13 protein-coding genes and 1 other annotated feature are annotated in these 16,364 nt (G+C 52.1%); of the genes, 3 read left to right on the forward strand and 10 right to left on the reverse strand.

What is annotated here, in order from left to right; all coding sequences use genetic code 11:
• Window positions 1-186 precede the first annotated feature (186 nt).
• The gene (gene dnaJ / locus J8X26_RS02060; protein WP_165058956.1) at window positions 187-1,320 is read right to left on the reverse strand and encodes a molecular chaperone DnaJ; all 1,134 of its coding nucleotides are present in this window, start codon (window positions 1,318-1,320) and stop codon (window positions 187-189) included.
• A 100-nt stretch (window positions 1,321-1,420) separates the two neighbouring features.
• Window positions 1,421-3,322 (reverse strand): molecular chaperone DnaK, encoded by a 1,902-nt coding sequence (gene dnaK / locus J8X26_RS02065; protein WP_152325180.1) that lies wholly within the window; start codon window positions 3,320-3,322, stop codon window positions 1,421-1,423.
• Window positions 3,323-3,641: 319 nt separating this feature from the next.
• Between dnaK and satP the strand changes: the two genes are divergently transcribed.
• Window positions 3,642-4,241 (forward strand): acetate uptake transporter, encoded by a 600-nt coding sequence (satP, locus tag J8X26_RS02070; protein ID WP_104923390.1) that lies wholly within the window; start codon window positions 3,642-3,644, stop codon window positions 4,239-4,241.
• Window positions 4,242-4,313: 72 nt separating this feature from the next.
• Here the strand turns inward: satP and J8X26_RS02075 are convergent, their stop codons facing one another.
• From J8X26_RS02075 to tal, 3 genes are all read right to left on the reverse strand, one after another.
• Window positions 4,314-5,636 (reverse strand): MFS transporter, encoded by a 1,323-nt coding sequence (locus tag J8X26_RS02075; RefSeq protein WP_152325181.1) that lies wholly within the window; start codon window positions 5,634-5,636, stop codon window positions 4,314-4,316.
• Window positions 5,637-5,765: 129 nt separating this feature from the next.
• Window positions 5,766-6,353: a molybdopterin adenylyltransferase gene (gene mog / locus J8X26_RS02080; RefSeq protein ID WP_152325182.1), complete on the reverse strand. Its 588-nt coding sequence runs from the start codon at window positions 6,351-6,353 to the stop codon at window positions 5,766-5,768.
• 123 nt (window positions 6,354-6,476) lie between these two features.
• The gene (gene tal, locus J8X26_RS02085) at window positions 6,477-7,430 is read right to left on the reverse strand and encodes a transaldolase (protein WP_152325183.1); all 954 of its coding nucleotides are present in this window, start codon (window positions 7,428-7,430) and stop codon (window positions 6,477-6,479) included.
• Window positions 7,431-7,705: 275 nt separating this feature from the next.
• Between tal and J8X26_RS02090 the strand changes: the two genes are divergently transcribed.
• Window positions 7,706-9,133, forward strand: a complete 1,428-nt coding sequence (locus J8X26_RS02090) for a sodium:alanine symporter family protein (protein ID WP_152325184.1) — start codon at window positions 7,706-7,708, stop codon at window positions 9,131-9,133.
• Between the two features lie 112 nt (window positions 9,134-9,245).
• The gene (gene yaaA, locus J8X26_RS02095) at window positions 9,246-10,019 is read left to right on the forward strand and encodes a peroxide stress protein YaaA (RefSeq protein WP_208950029.1); all 774 of its coding nucleotides are present in this window, start codon (window positions 9,246-9,248) and stop codon (window positions 10,017-10,019) included.
• A gap of 67 nt (window positions 10,020-10,086) precedes the next feature.
• Here yaaA and thrC read toward each other — a convergent pair whose 3' ends face one another.
• From thrC to J8X26_RS02120, 5 genes are all read right to left on the reverse strand, one after another.
• On the reverse strand, window positions 10,087-11,376 hold the full coding sequence (gene thrC / locus J8X26_RS02100; protein WP_152325186.1) for a threonine synthase: 1,290 nt from the start codon (window positions 11,374-11,376) through the stop codon (window positions 10,087-10,089).
• 24 nt (window positions 11,377-11,400) lie between these two features.
• Complete coding sequence (gene thrB, locus J8X26_RS02105) at window positions 11,401-12,330, reverse strand: homoserine kinase (RefSeq protein ID WP_152325187.1); 930 nt, start codon at window positions 12,328-12,330, stop codon at window positions 11,401-11,403.
• Window position 12,331: 1 nt separating this feature from the next.
• Window positions 12,332-14,791, reverse strand: a complete 2,460-nt coding sequence (thrA, locus tag J8X26_RS02110; RefSeq protein WP_208950030.1) for a bifunctional aspartate kinase/homoserine dehydrogenase I — start codon at window positions 14,789-14,791, stop codon at window positions 12,332-12,334.
• 34 nt (window positions 14,792-14,825) lie between these two features.
• Window positions 14,826-14,942, reverse strand: a sequence feature (Thr leader region).
• A complete protein-coding gene (gene thrL / locus J8X26_RS02115; RefSeq protein WP_071823645.1) occupies window positions 14,881-14,949 on the reverse strand; it encodes a thr operon leader peptide in 69 nt (22 codons plus the stop codon). (Overlaps the previous feature by 62 nt.)
• Before the next feature lie 216 nt (window positions 14,950-15,165).
• Entirely contained in the window at window positions 15,166-15,852 is a 687-nt protein-coding gene (locus tag J8X26_RS02120) for a tRNA/rRNA methyltransferase (RefSeq protein ID WP_208950031.1), read from the reverse strand.
• Window positions 15,853-16,364: the final 512 nt, after the last annotated feature.

Genomic DNA, 16,364 nt, shown 5'->3' on the forward strand with positions numbered 1-16,364 from the left:
GCGCGAATTGTACGCAGTGATTCACTTCGTAAAAACTCGTTTATTTCTGGAGTATACCTCGGTTTTTACGAATTATTTATTGGCCGCTTTCACCGTTTTTTTAAAAAAATCCCATAAAAAAATCCCCGGCGCGAATTGCTGCCGGGGATTTGTCTGGACTATACCGTTCCTGTTTGCAGGAACCGGTTAACGTGTCAGATCATCGAAAAACTTTTTCACGCCGTCCAGAAAGCTTTTAGAGCGCGGGCTATTTTTTTCGCCCGATACGCCACCAAAGCTTTCTTCCAGATCACGCAGCAATTGTTTTTGCTTTTCGCTCAGGCTGACCGGGGTTTCGACTACAACACGGCACATTAAGTCGCCCTGCGCGCCGCCACGTACGGATTTCACACCGCGTCCGCGCATACGGAACATCTTGCCGGTTTGCGTTTCGGCTGGGATCTTCAGGCTCACGCGACCATCAAGCGTAGGAACCTCAATTTCGCCACCCAGTGCAGCCATCGCAAAGTTGATTGGCACTTCGCAGTACAGGTTGTTGCCTTCGCGCTCAAAAATTTTGTGCGCTTTGACCTGAACCTGAACGTACAGATCGCCTGACGGTGCGCCATGCTCACCCGCTTCGCCCTCACCTTCCAGACGAATACGGTCACCGGTGTCTACACCTGCAGGAATTTTCACGGACAGCGTTTTCGAACGTTCTACGCGGCCATGACCGTGACATTTGTTGCACGGATCTTTGATAACTTTACCGCGCCCCTGACAGGTCGGACACGCCTGTTGCACAGTAAAGAAGCCCTGACGCATCTGCACCTGGCCCGCACCGTGACAGGTTGGACAGGTCGTTGGTGAGCTACCCGCTTTCGCGCCGCTGCCGTGGCAAACGTCACATTCATCCAATGTCGGGATGCGGATTTCTTTGGTGACACCACGAACGGCCTCTTCCAGAGTCAGATCCATGTTGTAACGCAGATCTGAACCCCGGCTGGCACGCTGACGGCGACCGCCGCCAAAGATGTCGCCAAAGACGTCACCAAAGATGTCGCTGAAATCTGCACCGCCGCCGCCGTAACCACCGCCACCGCCCATGCCGCCCTGTTCAAAGGCTGCATGACCATACTGGTCATAGGCCGCACGCTTTTGCGCATCGGTCAGAATTTCGTAAGCTTCTTTAATTTCTTTAAATTTGCTTTCAGACTCTTTATCGCCCTGATTACGGTCAGGGTGATGCTTCATTGCCAGGCGCTTGTAGGCCTTTTTGATTTCGCGCTCATCGGCCGTTTTAGAAACGCCCAACAGCTCGTAATAATCTTGCTTCGCCATGCTTTTTCCTGCCCTCAACATGCGTGCACGGGCGTAGAGTTTCCTCGACGCCCGTGCTGGTTTTCAGTAATGAACTCTTACTGTGCCCGCTAAAGGGCGATTATTTCTTGTCTTTAACTTCTTCGAATTCAGCATCAACAACGTCGTCATCTTTCTTCGCGCTGTCATCGCTGCCTTCGGTCTGGCCTTGCTGCTGAGCCATTTCCATCAATTTGCCGGAAACCTGAACCAGCGCCTGGATTTTCGCTTCGATATCAGCCTTGTCTTCACCTTTAGCAGAAACTTCCAGTGCTTTCAGGGCTTCTTCAACCGCAGTTTTGTCTTCAGCTGGCAGTTTGTCGCCGGCTTCTTCCAGTTGCTTACGGGTTCCGTGGATCAGATGGTCCGCCTGGTTGCGGGTCTGAACCAGTTCTTCAAACTTACGGTCGGCTTCAGCATTCGCTTCAGCATCGTTGACCATTTGCTGGATCTCTTCTTCCGTCAGACCAGAAGATGCCTTGATGGTGATCTTCTGCTCACGGCCGGTATTTTTGTCTTTCGCAGACACATGCAGGATACCGTCGGCGTCAAGGTCGAAGGTCACTTCGATCTGTGCCTGACCGCGTGGCGCTGCCTGAATACCGTCCAGGTTGAACTGACCCAGAGATTTGTTATCACTTGAACGTTTACGCTCACCCTGCAACACATGGATGGTTACTGCAGACTGGTTGTCTTCCGCAGTAGAGAACACTTGGCTGTGTTTCGTCGGGATAGTGGTGTTTTTGGTGATGAGCGGAGTCATCACGCTGCCCATGGTTTCGATACCCAGAGACAACGGAGTCACGTCCAGTAACAGAACGTCTTTAACATCACCTGCCAGCACACCACCCTGAACTGCTGCACCGATTGCCACAGCTTCGTCCGGGTTCACGTCTTTACGTGGTTCTTTACCAAAGAATTCAGCAACTTTCTTCTGAACCATTGGCATACGCGTCTGACCACCGACCAGGATCACGTCCTGAACGTCAGATACAGACAGACCTGCGTCTTTCAGAGCCACTTTCAGTGGTTCAATACAACGGTTAACCAGGTCTTCCACCAAAGATTCCAGTTTTGCACGGGTCACTTTGATGTTCATGTGTTTTGGACCGGTTGCATCCGCAGTGATATACGGCAGGTTAACGTCGGTCTGCTGAGCAGAAGACAGTTCAATCTTCGCTTTTTCAGCCGCTTCTTTCAGACGTTGCATTGCCAGCGGATCATTACGCAGATCCATACCTTGTTCTTTCTTGAACTCTTCAACCAGATAGTTGATCAGACGGCTGTCGAAGTCTTCACCACCGAGGTGAGTATCACCGTTGGTTGCCAGAACTTCGAAGGTTTTTTCACCGTCAACTTCGTCGATTTCGATAATTGAGATATCGAAAGTACCACCACCGAGGTCGTATACCGCGATAGTGCGGTTACCGACTTCACGATCCAGGCCGTAAGCCAGTGCCGCTGCGGTCGGTTCGTTGATGATACGTTTGACTTCCAGACCTGCGATACGGCCGGCGTCTTTCGTTGCCTGACGCTGTGCATCGTTGAAGTATGCAGGTACGGTGATAACAGCTTCAGTTACTGGTTCGCCCAGATAATCTTCAGCAGTTTTCTTCATTTTCTTCAACACTTCAGCAGAGATCTGCGGAGGTGCAATTTTCTGACCTTTAATGTCGATCCAGGCGTCGCCGTTGTCGGAGCCTACGATCTGGTAAGGCATGATGCCTTTATCGCGTTGTACTTCTTCATCCTGGAAGCGACGGCCAATCAGGCGTTTGATCGCAAACAAGGTGTTCTGCGGGTTGGTCACTGCCTGACGTTTAGCCGGAGAACCTACCAGAGTCTCGCCATCTGCCGCATAAGCGATGATGGAAGGAGTGGTGCGGTCGCCTTCAGCATTCTCCAGTACACGAGCAGTCGTGCCATCCATGATAGCTACACAAGAGTTGGTGGTGCCCAGGTCGATCCCAATAATTTTACCCATCTAAAACGTCTCCACTTAAATTCATATTCGTTCAGGTTGCTACTGTATATGAGGACGATCTTTTCGATTTCAACAGCCCCATATTACGGTTTTACCGACGGTAACAACTGCGGTTGAGGATAAGATGGGGCCATGACGCTCAGCATCAAGGGGCAAAGTGAAAAAAAATCTTCAATTGCTGTTACGCCAGATCAATGTTTACTGACGCAACCCTCCTTATGATGCCGCGCGCTTCTAAAGATATGCGGCTTTTTTACCCATTTCCCAAGCGTTTCTTCCCCCGATTATCAATTAATAATAATTCTGATACAGAGGATCTATGCAGACCAAAACGTTGGCAAATCCAGGCCCGCTCGGGTTAATGGGATTTGGTATGACTACTATCTTGTTGAATTTACACAACGCAGGATTTTTCCCGCTGACCGCTGTTATTGTCAGCATGGGCATTTTTTATGGTGGTTTGATTCAAATTCTTGCAGGGATGATGGAATTTAAAAAAGGGAATACCTTCGGCACCACGGCGTTTACCTCCTACGGTGCGTTCTGGCTGAGCCTGGTCGGTATTCTGATGCTGCCACGCATGGGCATGGCCGATGCCAGCAGCGAAAGTTTCCTGGGCGCTTATCTGGGCATCTGGGGCGTTTTCACTCTCTTTATGTTTTTTGGCACGTTGAAAGCAAACCGTGGTTTACAGGTCGTTTTCGGCAGCCTGACTATTTTGTTTGCCCTGCTGTGTTTCGGCAACATGACCGGCAATACAGCAGTTCTGCATTTTGCAGGTTTTGAAGGTATCTTCTGTGGCGCCAGCGCGATTTATCTGGCGATGGCCGAAGTGCTCAACGAGCAGTATGGCCGCACCGTTTTGCCGATTGGCGAACCGAAAAGCCACGCTCGCGATGTGAATGCGGTTACGGCATAACGCACGACGTATCAGATGAAAAAGCCCCGATGAACGGGGCTTTTTTTTGCGCCAAAAATGAGTTTAAGAAACTTACTGGCCGGAAGCGGCGCGCTCTGCAAATTTAGCTTCGCGGGCGGTTTCACTGTTCAGATCACGGCTGAGATAAATGCCGGTCAGTAAACCAATCACGGACAATGCCAGCACGTAATAAGCCGGTGCCATAGGTGTCAGACGCATGATAAGCGTCACGAACACCGGCGTCAGGCCACCAAAAATGGCATAAGCCACATTGTAAGAGAAAGAAATCCCGGTAAACCGCACTTCCGCCGGGAAAGCCCGCACCATCACATACGGCACCGCGCCAACCACGCCCACGCTTAAACCGGCCAGCGCGTACATTCCCATCAGCACAGACGGGTCAGCCGCAACCATATGATAAAAAGACCAACTGCAAATACCGAGGAAGAGGCTGCCGATAATAAACGTCTTACTGGCGCCCAGACGATCCACAACACTGCCCGAAATAATGCAGCCGAACATCAGCGCAACAGTGGCGAGGCAGTTTGCCTGCAACGCCGCTGCCGCCGGAATACCAAACTGTTTTTGCAGCCACGTTGGCGTCATCAGAATAACGACTACGATCCCCGCGGACAGCAGCCATGTCATAAGCATCGACACCACGATTTCTTTTTTATGATTCGCGACAACGGCCTTCAGCGGCAATTCTTCGGCCAGCGCTTTGTGGGCTTTCATCTCGATAAAGACCGGCGTTTCCTGCAACCAGCGGCGCAGATACAGGGCGATTAACCCGAAGATCCCACCGATAAAGAAGGGAATGCGCCAGCCATACTGGCTGATCGCGGCAGGCGCCATACTGGTGTTCAGTAAAGTTGCCACAAGAGAACCCAGCAGGATACCCATTGTCAGGCCAGCTGTCAGCGTTCCGCAGGCAAAACCAATACGGTTACGCGGGACGTGTTCCGCCACAAAAACCCAGGCTCCCGGCACTTCGCCGCCGATCGCTGCGCCCTGCAAAATACGCATCAGTAACAGCAATAACGGTGCGGCAATGCCGATCGAAGCGTACGTCGGCAGGAGCCCCATCGCCAGCGTCGGTAACGCCATCAGCAGAATACTCAGGCTGAACATCCGTTTGCGGCCAACCAGATCCCCAAAGTGCGCCATGATAATGCCGCCCAGCGGCCGCGCCAGATAACCGGCGGCAAAAATGCCAAACGTCTGAACCTGACGCAGCCAGTCGGGCATATCAGCCGGGAAGAAAAGGTCGCCAATAACCGCAGCGAAGAAGACGAAAATGATGAAATCGTAGAATTCGAGGGCGCCGCCCAGCGCAGCCAGGGAAAGCGTTTTGAAGTCCTGCCGGTCCAGCCGGCGCGATTGTGCGTGTTGCATAAGAGTCCGTGTGACGCCAGAGTGAAAATGGAAACGGTTTTTGCCGCTTTTTGTAAAGTAATTATTACTATAGCGGCAAATATTTTTCACACCAGAGCGCCTGAATCTTATTTCAAAAACAAAGCGTATTCAGTTTTTTGTGTCGCGACGGGCACTTTTTGGACGAAATGCTGCTACCACATGGTCGTGCGTTTCAATATACGGCCCGTCGAGCAACTGGATGCAGTAAGGCACGCTGGCGAAAATACCGGAAACGATCACTTTGCCTTCCGCGTCTTTCAGCCCTTCCAGCGTTTCCTGAATAGATTTGGGTTGTCCCGGTAAGTTGAGGATCAGCGCCTGTTTGCGGATCACGCCGACCTGACGCGATAAAATTGCCGTCGGGACAAAGTGCAGGCTGATCTGACGCATCTGTTCACCAAAGCCCGGCATCTCACGATCGGCGATGGCCAGCGTGGCGTCCGGTGTCACATCACGGCGCGCCGGGCCGGTTCCGCCGGTAGTCAGCACCAGATGACAGCCGCTTTCATCGACCAGCTCGCTGATCGCCTGTTCAATCAGAGGTTGTTCATCCGGAATAAGCCGGGTTTCGAGCTTAAAGGGCGTGATGAGCGCTTTCTCCAGCCATTCTTCCAGCGCCGGAATACCTTTGTCCTGATACACCCCACCCGACGCACGGTCTGACACCGATACCAGACCAATTCGCAATTTATCCATGCCATTTCTCCGTGACAAAATCTGCTTTCAATAAGCCTCATTATATCGATAACGGCACGGGGTTTTATCGCAGACACAAAAAAAGCGGCTGATTAGCCGCTTTTTGTCGAAACTGAGTGCTAATTACAGCAGGTCAGAAATCATTTTTTCCAGTTTGCCCTGATCGATTGCAAACTTACGGATGCCATCTGCCAGTTTGTCGATCGCCATTGGATCCTGGTTGTGGTCCCAGTAGAACTGAGCTTCAGTCAGTGGCGCAGGGCGTGGCTTGGTTTCGCCGGAGAAGGACAGTTTGCGTTCCAGCGGACCTTCGCTTTCAGCCAGCTCTTTCAGCAGCGCAGGGGCGATAGTCAGACGGTCACAGCCAGCCAGTTCGATGATTTCGCCGATGTTACGGAAGCTTGCGCCCATCACGACAGTTTCGTAGCCGTGTTGTTTGTAGTATTCGTAGATTTCGGTCACAGACACAACGCCCGGATCTTCATTCGGCGCGAACTCTTTTTTGTCGCCGTTGGCTTTGTACCAGTCGAGGATACGGCCAACGAATGGAGAAATCAGGAACACACCGGCTTCTGCACATGCACGTGCCTGAGCGAAGGAGAACAGCAGCGTCAGGTTACAGTTGATGCCTTCTTTTTCCAGTTTTTCCGCTGCGCGGATACCCTGCCAGGTAGAAGCCAATTTGATCAGGATACGGTCATTACTGATGCCCGCATCGTTGTACAGTTTGATCAGGCGTTTCGCTTTTGCCACGCTCGCGTCTGTGTCGTAAGACAGACGTGCGTCAACTTCAGTTGAAATACGGCCCGGGACAAGTTTCAGGATTTCCAGACCGATGTTCACTGCCAGTTTGTCAGCTGCATCAGTAATCTGCTGATCGTGATCGCTGCTCTGGTCACGTGCCCAGGCGATTGCTTCGTCGATCAGTTTACGGTATTCAGGAATTTGCGCAGCGCTGAGGATCAGTGACGGGTTAGTGGTCGCATCCTGCGGCTGGTACAACTTCATTGCCGCGATATCTCCGGTGTCAGCAACAACCTGAGTCATTTGGCGTAGGGAAGTCAGTTTATCGGTCATTTTGGCATATCTCATCGTTTGGACGTTTTCGTATAGGCATTTTCATGCCTTGCCTTTGGCTGATGATAACATGCAAAAAGCCACGCGCAAGGCGCTTATCACGGCATGCTCGGCTACGAACATCTATGGATTTCTCACCTTCCAAAACACACAAAATCAGCCAATTTGCATATGTCCCCGTTTCAATAAAAAAGGTATGTTAGCCAACCAAAGTGGTCATAGCCCTCAGAGCGAACAACTAAAAAAATGAAGGGTTTATCAACCAAGGATAATTCATGAATGATCTGCTGGATTTTTTTGACACCATTCTCTGGAGTTCCATCCTGATTTACCTGCTGTTTGGCACCGGCATTTACCTCACCATGCGCCTGAGTTTCATCCAGTTCCGTCGTTTCAGACATCTGTTTTCCCCTGCCCTTTTTACGACTGGCCGCGATCCACGAGGAATGTCACCCTGGGGCTCGCTGTGCCTGAGTTTATCCTCACGTATTGGTACCGGTAACCTGACCGGCGTGGCGATAGCCATTACCCTCGGAGGACCCGGCGCGATTTTCTGGATGTGGGTCATCGCCGTTTTCAGCATGGCAACGGCCCTGATTGAAAACACGCTGGCACAGATATACAAAGGCGCGGGCGAACGCGGTAAATTTCGCGGCGGACCGGCAGATTACATGGAGAAAGGGCTGGGCATGCGCTGGATGGGCATTCTGTTTTCCTTCCTGATGGTTGTCTCCTGCGGCTTTGTTTTCAGTGCGTTACAGGCTAATTCCATTGCTCAGGCCTCCTTTCATTTGCTACATGTTCCCCATCTGACCACCGCCGCTATTCTGGCTACGATGACCGCTCTGCTGATTTTTGGCGGTATACGTTCTGTTATCTGGCTGTCCAAATGGATGGTTCCGCTGACGGCCATTGCGTACCTGCTGCTGGCGATCTGGGTCATCGGTCATAACATCGAAAAATTGCCGCAGGTGATTGCGCTGGTCTTCAAAAGCGCTTTCGGCTTACAGGAAGCGGCCTCCGGCGCTCTGGCTTATGGCGTCACGCAGGCCATCACTCAGGGAATGCAGCGCGGCGTTTTTGCGAGCGAAGCGGGCGTCGGTTCGTCACCAAACGCGGCGGCGATGGCGTCGGTCACCCACCCCGCCACCATGGGCTTCAACCAGATGTTTGCCGTCTTTATCGATACCGTGGTGATTTGCACCGCCACGGCGCTGATTGTGCTGACGTCAGGCGTGCTTGATCATCCGGACGCGCCTTTTGGTATCCGCTTATTACAGCAGGCCATCACGCCCGCAACGGGCGGGTGGAGCCACATCGCACTGGCCGTGCTGGTGTTTTCCTTCGCCTTTACTTCTATCTCAGGCAACTACGCGTATGCGGAAAACAATCTGAGTTTCGTTCACCGCGCCGCGCCGTATAAATTGCTGATTTTCCGCCTGATGGTCATCGGGATGGTGTTCTGCGGCTGTCTGATGGAACTGCATATCGTCTGGAAACTGGCGGATATCTTCATGGCGCTGATGGCAATACTGAACCTGACCGCACTGCTGCTGCTTTCGGGCGTGGCGGTCAAAGTGGTGAAAGACTACGAACGCCAGCAACGTATGGGGAAAATACCGGTGTTTAATCCCGACCATTTCCCGGAATTACGCGACCAGCTGGAGCCGGGAATTTGGGATAAAAAAACGTCCCGGCGTTGACAGTTAAGCTTTTACCTATCGATATCATGGCTCCCCCGCGGCGGCTTTTTTGCTACAGTAGTGCAACGAAAAAATCCCAAATTTAAAGCGTCACTGACCAACGGACGAGACCATGCTGACCATTATTTCACCTGCCAAAACGCTCGATTACGAAAGCCCGCTTGCGACAACGCGCTATACCCAACCTGAGTTGCTGGATAAATCGGCTCAGTTGATCACCGTGGCGCGTAAAATGTCGCCTGCGCAGATCTCTTCACTGATGGGGATCAGCGATAAACTGGCCCACCTGAACGCCGAACGCTTCAATGACTGGCAGCCGGATTTCACGCCGAAAAACGCCCGTCAGGCGCTTCTGGCCTTTAAAGGTGACGTGTATACCGGCCTGCAGGCGGAAGATTTCAGCGAGAAAGATTTCGATTTTGCCCAAAAACATCTGCGCATGTTGTCCGGTTTATACGGCCTGCTGCGTCCGCTGGATTTGATGATGCCGTATCGTCTTGAAATGGGTATCCGTCTGGAAAACCCGCAGGGCATGAATCTGTATGCTTTTTGGGGCGATTTACTGACTGAGAAACTCAACCTGTTGCTCAGCGAACAAAAAAGCAAAGTGCTGGTAAATCTGGCATCCGGTGAATACTTCAAAGCGGTAAAACCTAAACTGCTGAATGGCGAAATCATAAAGCCGGTATTCCTCGATGAGAAAAACGGCAAATACAAAGTCATCAGCTTCTATGCCAAAAAAGCACGTGGCCTGATGAGCCGCTTCATTATCAAAGAGCGTCTGGATAAGCCGAAACAACTTCAGGATTTCAATCTGGAAGGTTACGAATTTGATGAATCACGTTCACAGGGCAATGAACTGGTATTTACCCGCCCTGAACGCTGAGTTTACTGAGTCGTAAGCATAAAAAAGCCCTCACGAAGAGGGCTTTTGCATTTGTGAATCAGCGTATTTATTCAGGCAGCGCCATCAGGAATGCACGCATTTCGCTGAAGTCAGCCGGGAGATTGTGCGACAACAATGGCAGGTCTGCACGATCTGCCAGTTCTTTCGGCAAACCGATGTCCTGATCCAAAATCGCTTCCACGCTCTCTTTGAATTTTGCCGGATGCGCGGTGCCGATGAACAGGCCGAATTCGCCCGGTTGCAACTGGTCACGCAGTACCCGGTAAGCAATCGCCGCGTGAGGTTCAGAGATATATCCGATATTCGCCAGCTCGCGCATCGCGTCTTCGGTGGTGTCGTCACTGACCGCGCCGAAGCCCAGATCTTTCAGCTGCCAGGTTTTACGGCGATACAGTTCTTCCACGCGCGGCCAGTTGTTTGGCTGGCTGACGTCCATGGCGTTCGACAATGTCGCAACGGTTTTCTTCGGTTCCCATTCGCCATTGCTCAGGAAACGCGGCACGGTGTCATTGGCGTTGGTGGCAGCTATAAAACGCTTCACCGGCAGACCGAGAGATTTCGCCAGCAAACCGGCAGTCAGATCACCAAAGTTACCGCTTGGTACAGAAACTACCAGCTGATTACGGGCTTCCTGAGGCAGTTGTGCCACGGCTTCGAAGTAATAGCAAATCTGCGCCAGCAGACGGCTGATGTTGATGGAGTTCGCGGAATTGAGCTTCAGGGCATGTTTCAGTTCTTCATCATCAAATGCCTGCTTGACCAGCGCCTGACAGGCATCGAAATCGCCATCGATAGCCACGGTGTGAATATTGCCACCGAGAGTACAGAACAATTTTTCCTGAAGCGGGCTGATTTTGCCGCGCGGATAGAGGATCACTACACGAACGTTTTTCAGACCGTGGAAAGCGTGCGCCACAGCAGCACCGGTATCACCGGATGTTGCGGTCAGGATCGTGACCGGCTGATCGCCAGAAACCTGCGTCAGGATCTGCGCCATGAATCGGCCACCGAAATCTTTAAATGCCAGGGTCGGGCCGTGGAACAGCTCCAGACAGGCAATATCGTCTTCCACTTTTGCGACAGGCGCCGGGAAGGCAAACGCGTTTTTCACGCGCTGATGCAATTCATCTTCAGGAATTTCATCGCCGATGAAAGCAGAAAGAATGCGCGTGCTGCGGGTGACGAAATCCAGATCCAGCAGGCGGTCAATTTCAGTCAGCTCAAACTCCGGCAGGTCGAGCGGGAAGAATAATCCCTGTTGTTTGCCCAGACCTTGTTTGACGGCCTGCGCAAAACTCACTTGCTCGTTGTGATCCTTCAGGTTGTACAGTTTCATTAGTTATCCCAGTCGATTATCGAGTTATCCCAATACCCGCGCGCCAGCGGTATCCAGACGACAAATATGAACAAAGCCTTCGTCATTTTGCAGATAGTGTGTCTGCAACCAGTCGGCCATACGTTTCGCCGTTGCGCTGTCATTGCAGACGGCAAACAGCGTCGGGCCGGAACCGGAAATCCCGCAAGCCAGCGCACCGATTTCTTCGGCCGCGCTGCGTGCTTCGGCAAAACCCGGCAGAAGACGTGTGCGGTAGGGTTCGGCGATCACATCTTTCATCAGCTTCGCGGCCAGCGCCGGCTGCTGTGTGTGGCACGCATGAATAAAGCCCGCCAGATAACGCCCGTGGCTGATGCAATCCTGGCGGCGATACTGCGCCGGTAAAATCGCGCGCGCTTCCGCCGTCGATACTTTGATGCCCGGATACGCCATCACCCACAGCCAGTCGTCAAAACTTGGCACGTTCTGGCTGATGATATCCAGCTCTTCGAGCATCAGCTGGATGCCACCCAAATAGCATGGTGCGACGTTATCAAAGTGCACACTGCCAGAAATTCGCCCTTCCAGCTCGCCCATCAGCTCCAGCATTTTGTTGTCGCTGAGCGGCTTGCCGCAGAATTCGTTCATTGCCATCAGACCGGCAACCACCGAACAGGCACTGGAACCTAATCCGGAGCCGATCGGCATATTTTTTTCAAGCGTCATAGCCACCGGCACATCTTTGCCGATTTCCTGACAGAAACGCTGCCAGCACTGATAAACGATATTGTCTTCCATCCGGTCAGGCAGTTTGGAAACAAACTTGCCTTCGTTTTTCAGGCTGAATTTTGTGGCGGCTTCTACCGATACGCAATCACCCAGAAGCGTGCCATCCACCGGAGACACTGCGGCGCCCAGAACGTCAAAACCTACGCTGACGTTCCCAATTGAAGCCGGGGCATACACCTTAACCATATTAAACTCCTAACTTCCATGACAGCGTTCTCAAAAGATCGGCAAACACACCCGCCGCCGTCACATCATTACCGGCACCATAACCGCGCAACACCAGCGGTAACGGCTGATAATAGCGGCTGTAAAACGCCAGCGCATTCTCACCATTTTTTACTTTATAAAGCGGGTCATTACCATCGACAGCGTCAATTTTTACCTTGCAGCGCCCTTCTTCGATAGCGCCGACGTAGCGCAATACTTTACCCGCTGCCGTCGCATCCGCAACGCGCTGAGCAAATTCGGCGTCCAGTCCCGGCAGTCGTGCCACAAATTCATTTACGTTGCCCGAGGAATCAAACGATGCAGGCAAAACAGATTCCACATCGATATCCGATAATTCCAGCTTATAACCGGCTTCACGCGCCAGAATAAGTAACTTACGGGCGACGTCCATACCCGACAGATCATCACGCGGATCCGGCTCGGTGTAGCCCATCTCGCGCGCCTGCAAGGTGGCGGCAGACAGTGACATGCCTTCGTCCAGCTTACCGAAAATGAAGGACAGCGATCCGGAGAGGATCCCGGAGAAACGCAGCAGTTCATCGCCCGCATTCAGCAGGTTTTGCAGATTCTCGATAACCGGCAAACCGGCGCCGACGTTGGTGTCGTACAGGAATTTGCGACGCGAACCATCTGCCGCTTTACGCAGTTGATGGTAATAATTCATCGATGAGGTATTGGCCTTTTTGTTCGGCGTGACGACGTGGAAACCATCGGCCAGGAAATCGGCATATTGGTCCGCCACTTCCTGGCTGGAAGTACAGTCAACAATCACCGGGTTCAGCAGATGGTATTCCTTCACCAGGCGGATCAGACGGCCCAGATTCAGAGGCTCTTTCGCCGCGCCCAGTTCGTCCTGCCAGGTATCCAGCGGAATGCCGTGAACGTTGGTGAGCAACGCGCGGGAATTGGCAATACCGCAAACGCGCAGATCGATATGTTTGGTTTTCAGCCAGGCCTGCTGACGGCGGATCTGTTCGATCAACGCCCCGCCCACACCGCCGACACCAATCAGAAAGACTTCGATAACCTGATCGGTGTTGAACAACATCTGGTGGCTGACGCGGACACCGGTAGTGGCATCTTCGTTATTCACTACAACGGAAATGGAACGCTCAGAAGAACCCTGCGCGATGGCGACGATATTGATATTGGCGCGCGCCAGTGCGGAGAAGAATTTCGCCGAGATTCCGCGCAGTGTACGCATGCCGTCGCCGACCACAGAAATCACGGCCAGTTTTTCCATAACGTCCAGCGGCTCAAGCAGACCATCTTTCAGCTCAAGATAGAACTCATCTTCCAGCGCCTTGCGTGCGCGAACCAGCTCACTTTGCGGCACGCAGAAGCTGATGCTGTATTCAGACGAAGACTGGGTGATCAGCACAACGGAAATCCCGGAGCGCGACATCACTGCAAAAACGCGCGCCGCCATGCCGATCATCCCTTTCATTCCGGGGCCGGAAACGTTGATCATCGCCATGTTATTCAGATTGGTGATGCCTTTTACCGGCGTGCTGTCATCAAGACTTTCACTGCCGATCAGGGTTCCCGGCGCCTGCGGGTTAGTGGTGTTTTTAATCAGGCAAGGGATCTGGAACTGGGCAATCGGCAGGATGGTACGCGGGTGAAGGACTTTCGCGCCAAAATACGAAAGCTCCATGGCTTCCTGATAGGACATCGATTTCAGCAAGCGGGCATCGGGCACAGTGCGCGGGTCGCAGGTATAAACGCCGTCGACGTCAGTCCAGATTTCACAGCAGTCAGCGCGCAAACAGGCGGCCAGTACGGCGGCTGAATAGTCGGAACCGTTGCGGCCCAGCACCACCAGTTCGCCTTTTTCGTTACCGGCAGTGAAACCGGCCATCAGCACAATGTGATCGGCAGGAATGGCGCTGGCGGCAATACGGCGGGTGGATTCGTTGATATCGACAGTGGATTCAAGATAGTGGCCCTGAGCCAGCAGCTTTTCGACAGGATTAATGACGGTGACGCCAAACCCTTTCGCGATGAAAACGGCCTCCATAATGGCGATAGAGAGCTTTTCGCCACGACAGATAATTGAGGCGTTCACGCTGTCCGGGCATTGCCCCAGCAGCGCGATGCCGTGCAGTAACTGTTTAAGCTGAGCGAATTCCTGATCAACAAACGCTTTCACTTTCGGCAAATCAAAGCCCGGTTGCTGTGCTGCCAGACCGGTAATCAACTGACCAAAAATGTTTTCTGCGTCGCTCAAGATGGTCTTGATGTCTTGTCCGGCGACAGTCCGTTCAATCATGGCAACCAGATAGTTGGTAATTTTGGCAGGCGCGGATAATACCGTCGCGACCTGTCCCTGACGCGCATTGCTTTCCATAATGTCCGCAACCCGCAAGAAGCGTTCTGCGTTTGCTACCGAGGTCCCGCCAAATTTCAACACTCGCATTTCTGGTTCTCTCCTGAAGCTCTCGTTTAAATGTAAAAAAAAAGCCCGCACTGTTTAGGTGCGGGCTTTTTTTCTTTTTCCTGTACGCGTCAGCCCGCCCCGTTACCTGTGGTATCGGTGGTGGTAATAATTGTTGTGTTCAGGCTGATGATTCGCATTTTATTTTGCTGTCTGTCTTTAGGTTTGTACTCTGTCTGCCTCTATTAGCTAAAGCATAAGGCGCAATAAGTCAATTTTTTTCTGTTTTTGCCCGGTTAATCACGGACAGAATCAAATGGATAATGAGCTGCCATTAAAAACATTTTCAGTGTTATCCGCAGGTCTGTTTCCTTCACACCGAAGATCACACCAGTGAAGCGGGTATTCCCGTCAGATCATTGGGTCAGCTTTTTTTCGATGTCATGCAGCAATGTGTGCAGCATTGCGGCGTCGCGCTGCTGCAAAAGACCGAGCCTCTGATGCAGCCAGTCGGACAGTTTCTGGTCGTCTCCGGCACCGACATTTTCCAGTAAACGATCCACTCTTCCACGCAGCGCAGACAACTGTCCTCCCTGCGCATTTTCCGCTTTCGCCGACGTCACCTGATTCAGCGCTGACAGCTGATAGCAGAAAACCATCACCGCCTGGCCCAGATTCAGCGACGGGTAATCCGCCACCATCGGGACACCGGTCAGAACATCGGCAAGTTCCAGCTCTTCATTCGTCAGCCCGGAATCTTCGCGCCCGAACACCAGCGCCGCGTGGTTTATCCAGTCGCTCTTCTCTTCGAGCTGAACCTGCAATTCCTGCGGCGTGCAGTAATAGTGAAAACGCGCGCGGCTGCGTGCGGTGGTGGCAACGGTAAAATCAATGTCGGCCAGCGCTTCGGCGAGCGTATTGAAATGCAGCGCATTTTGCAGGATTTCCTGCGAACCGTGCGCAACCCAGCCGGCTTCCGGTTTGAGATGCGCCTCGCTGTCTACAATGCGCAATGACGCGAAGCCCATCGTTTTCATTGCCCGGGCAGCCGCACCGACATTTTCCGGGCGGGCCGGAGAAACTAAAATAATATGAAGTTGCATGTCGCGCCCCTGCAAAGAGTGAATGAAATTGCCGCCTGTTTTACAGCGATGAAATTTTATCCGATTCCAAAACTATTCATCGCTTATATTCTTCACAAGAACTTAACAGTCGGCTCAATATATTCTTTTATTTTATCGGAAAAGCTTACCCGATACGAAAAAAAGGTGCTGGTGCGGTTAAGCCGACTTTAAAGAAAAATTTATCATTATTTTTCATAAAGATATATAATAAGAATACATACAGATTTTGCATTTATCTTTCGTTGCTTGATGAATTGCTGAATCGTGTACAATAAAGGCCGAAATGTGACTCAAGCGTGCATTCTTGTAAGTGTTTTTCACTGTTCTGTTACCGTGCTACAATTGAACTTGATATATGTCAACAAACCGTAATTTTGTTGGGTGGTAATTTCGGCACTCGCTGTTATATTGCTGTTAATAGGGTTAGGATGTTCGCCGCTTTAGAACCCCGTGGAACTGCAGAAAGTGGAATCCCTGACCGAGCTTGCGAT

The sequence above is a fragment of the Rahnella sp. ChDrAdgB13 genome, from assembly GCF_017655185.1.
GTDB classification, from domain to species: Bacteria; Pseudomonadota; Gammaproteobacteria; order Enterobacterales; family Enterobacteriaceae; genus Rahnella; species Rahnella contaminans.

Excerpts from the sequence above, each read along its gene's own strand:
- dnaJ (WP_165058956.1), bottom strand. The coding sequence starts at position 1,320 with ATGGCGAAGCAAGATTATTACGAGCTGTTGGGCGTTTCTAAAACGGCC.
- dnaK (WP_152325180.1), bottom strand. The coding sequence starts at position 3,322 with ATGGGTAAAATTATTGGGATCGACCTGGGCACCACCAACTCTTGTGTA.
- satP (WP_104923390.1), top strand. The coding sequence starts at position 3,642 with ATGCAGACCAAAACGTTGGCAAATCCAGGCCCGCTCGGGTTAATGGGA.
- J8X26_RS02075 (WP_152325181.1), bottom strand. The coding sequence starts at position 5,636 with ATGCAACACGCACAATCGCGCCGGCTGGACCGGCAGGACTTCAAAACG.
- mog (WP_152325182.1), bottom strand. The coding sequence starts at position 6,353 with ATGGATAAATTGCGAATTGGTCTGGTATCGGTGTCAGACCGTGCGTCG.
- tal (WP_152325183.1), bottom strand. The coding sequence starts at position 7,430 with ATGACCGATAAACTGACTTCCCTACGCCAAATGACTCAGGTTGTTGCT.
- J8X26_RS02090 (WP_152325184.1), top strand. The coding sequence starts at position 7,706 with ATGAATGATCTGCTGGATTTTTTTGACACCATTCTCTGGAGTTCCATC.
- yaaA (WP_208950029.1), top strand. The coding sequence starts at position 9,246 with ATGCTGACCATTATTTCACCTGCCAAAACGCTCGATTACGAAAGCCCG.
- thrC (WP_152325186.1), bottom strand. The coding sequence starts at position 11,376 with ATGAAACTGTACAACCTGAAGGATCACAACGAGCAAGTGAGTTTTGCG.
- thrB (WP_152325187.1), bottom strand. The coding sequence starts at position 12,330 with ATGGTTAAGGTGTATGCCCCGGCTTCAATTGGGAACGTCAGCGTAGGT.
- thrA (WP_208950030.1), bottom strand. The coding sequence starts at position 14,791 with ATGCGAGTGTTGAAATTTGGCGGGACCTCGGTAGCAAACGCAGAACGC.
- J8X26_RS02120 (WP_208950031.1), bottom strand. The coding sequence starts at position 15,852 with ATGCAACTTCATATTATTTTAGTTTCTCCGGCCCGCCCGGAAAATGTC.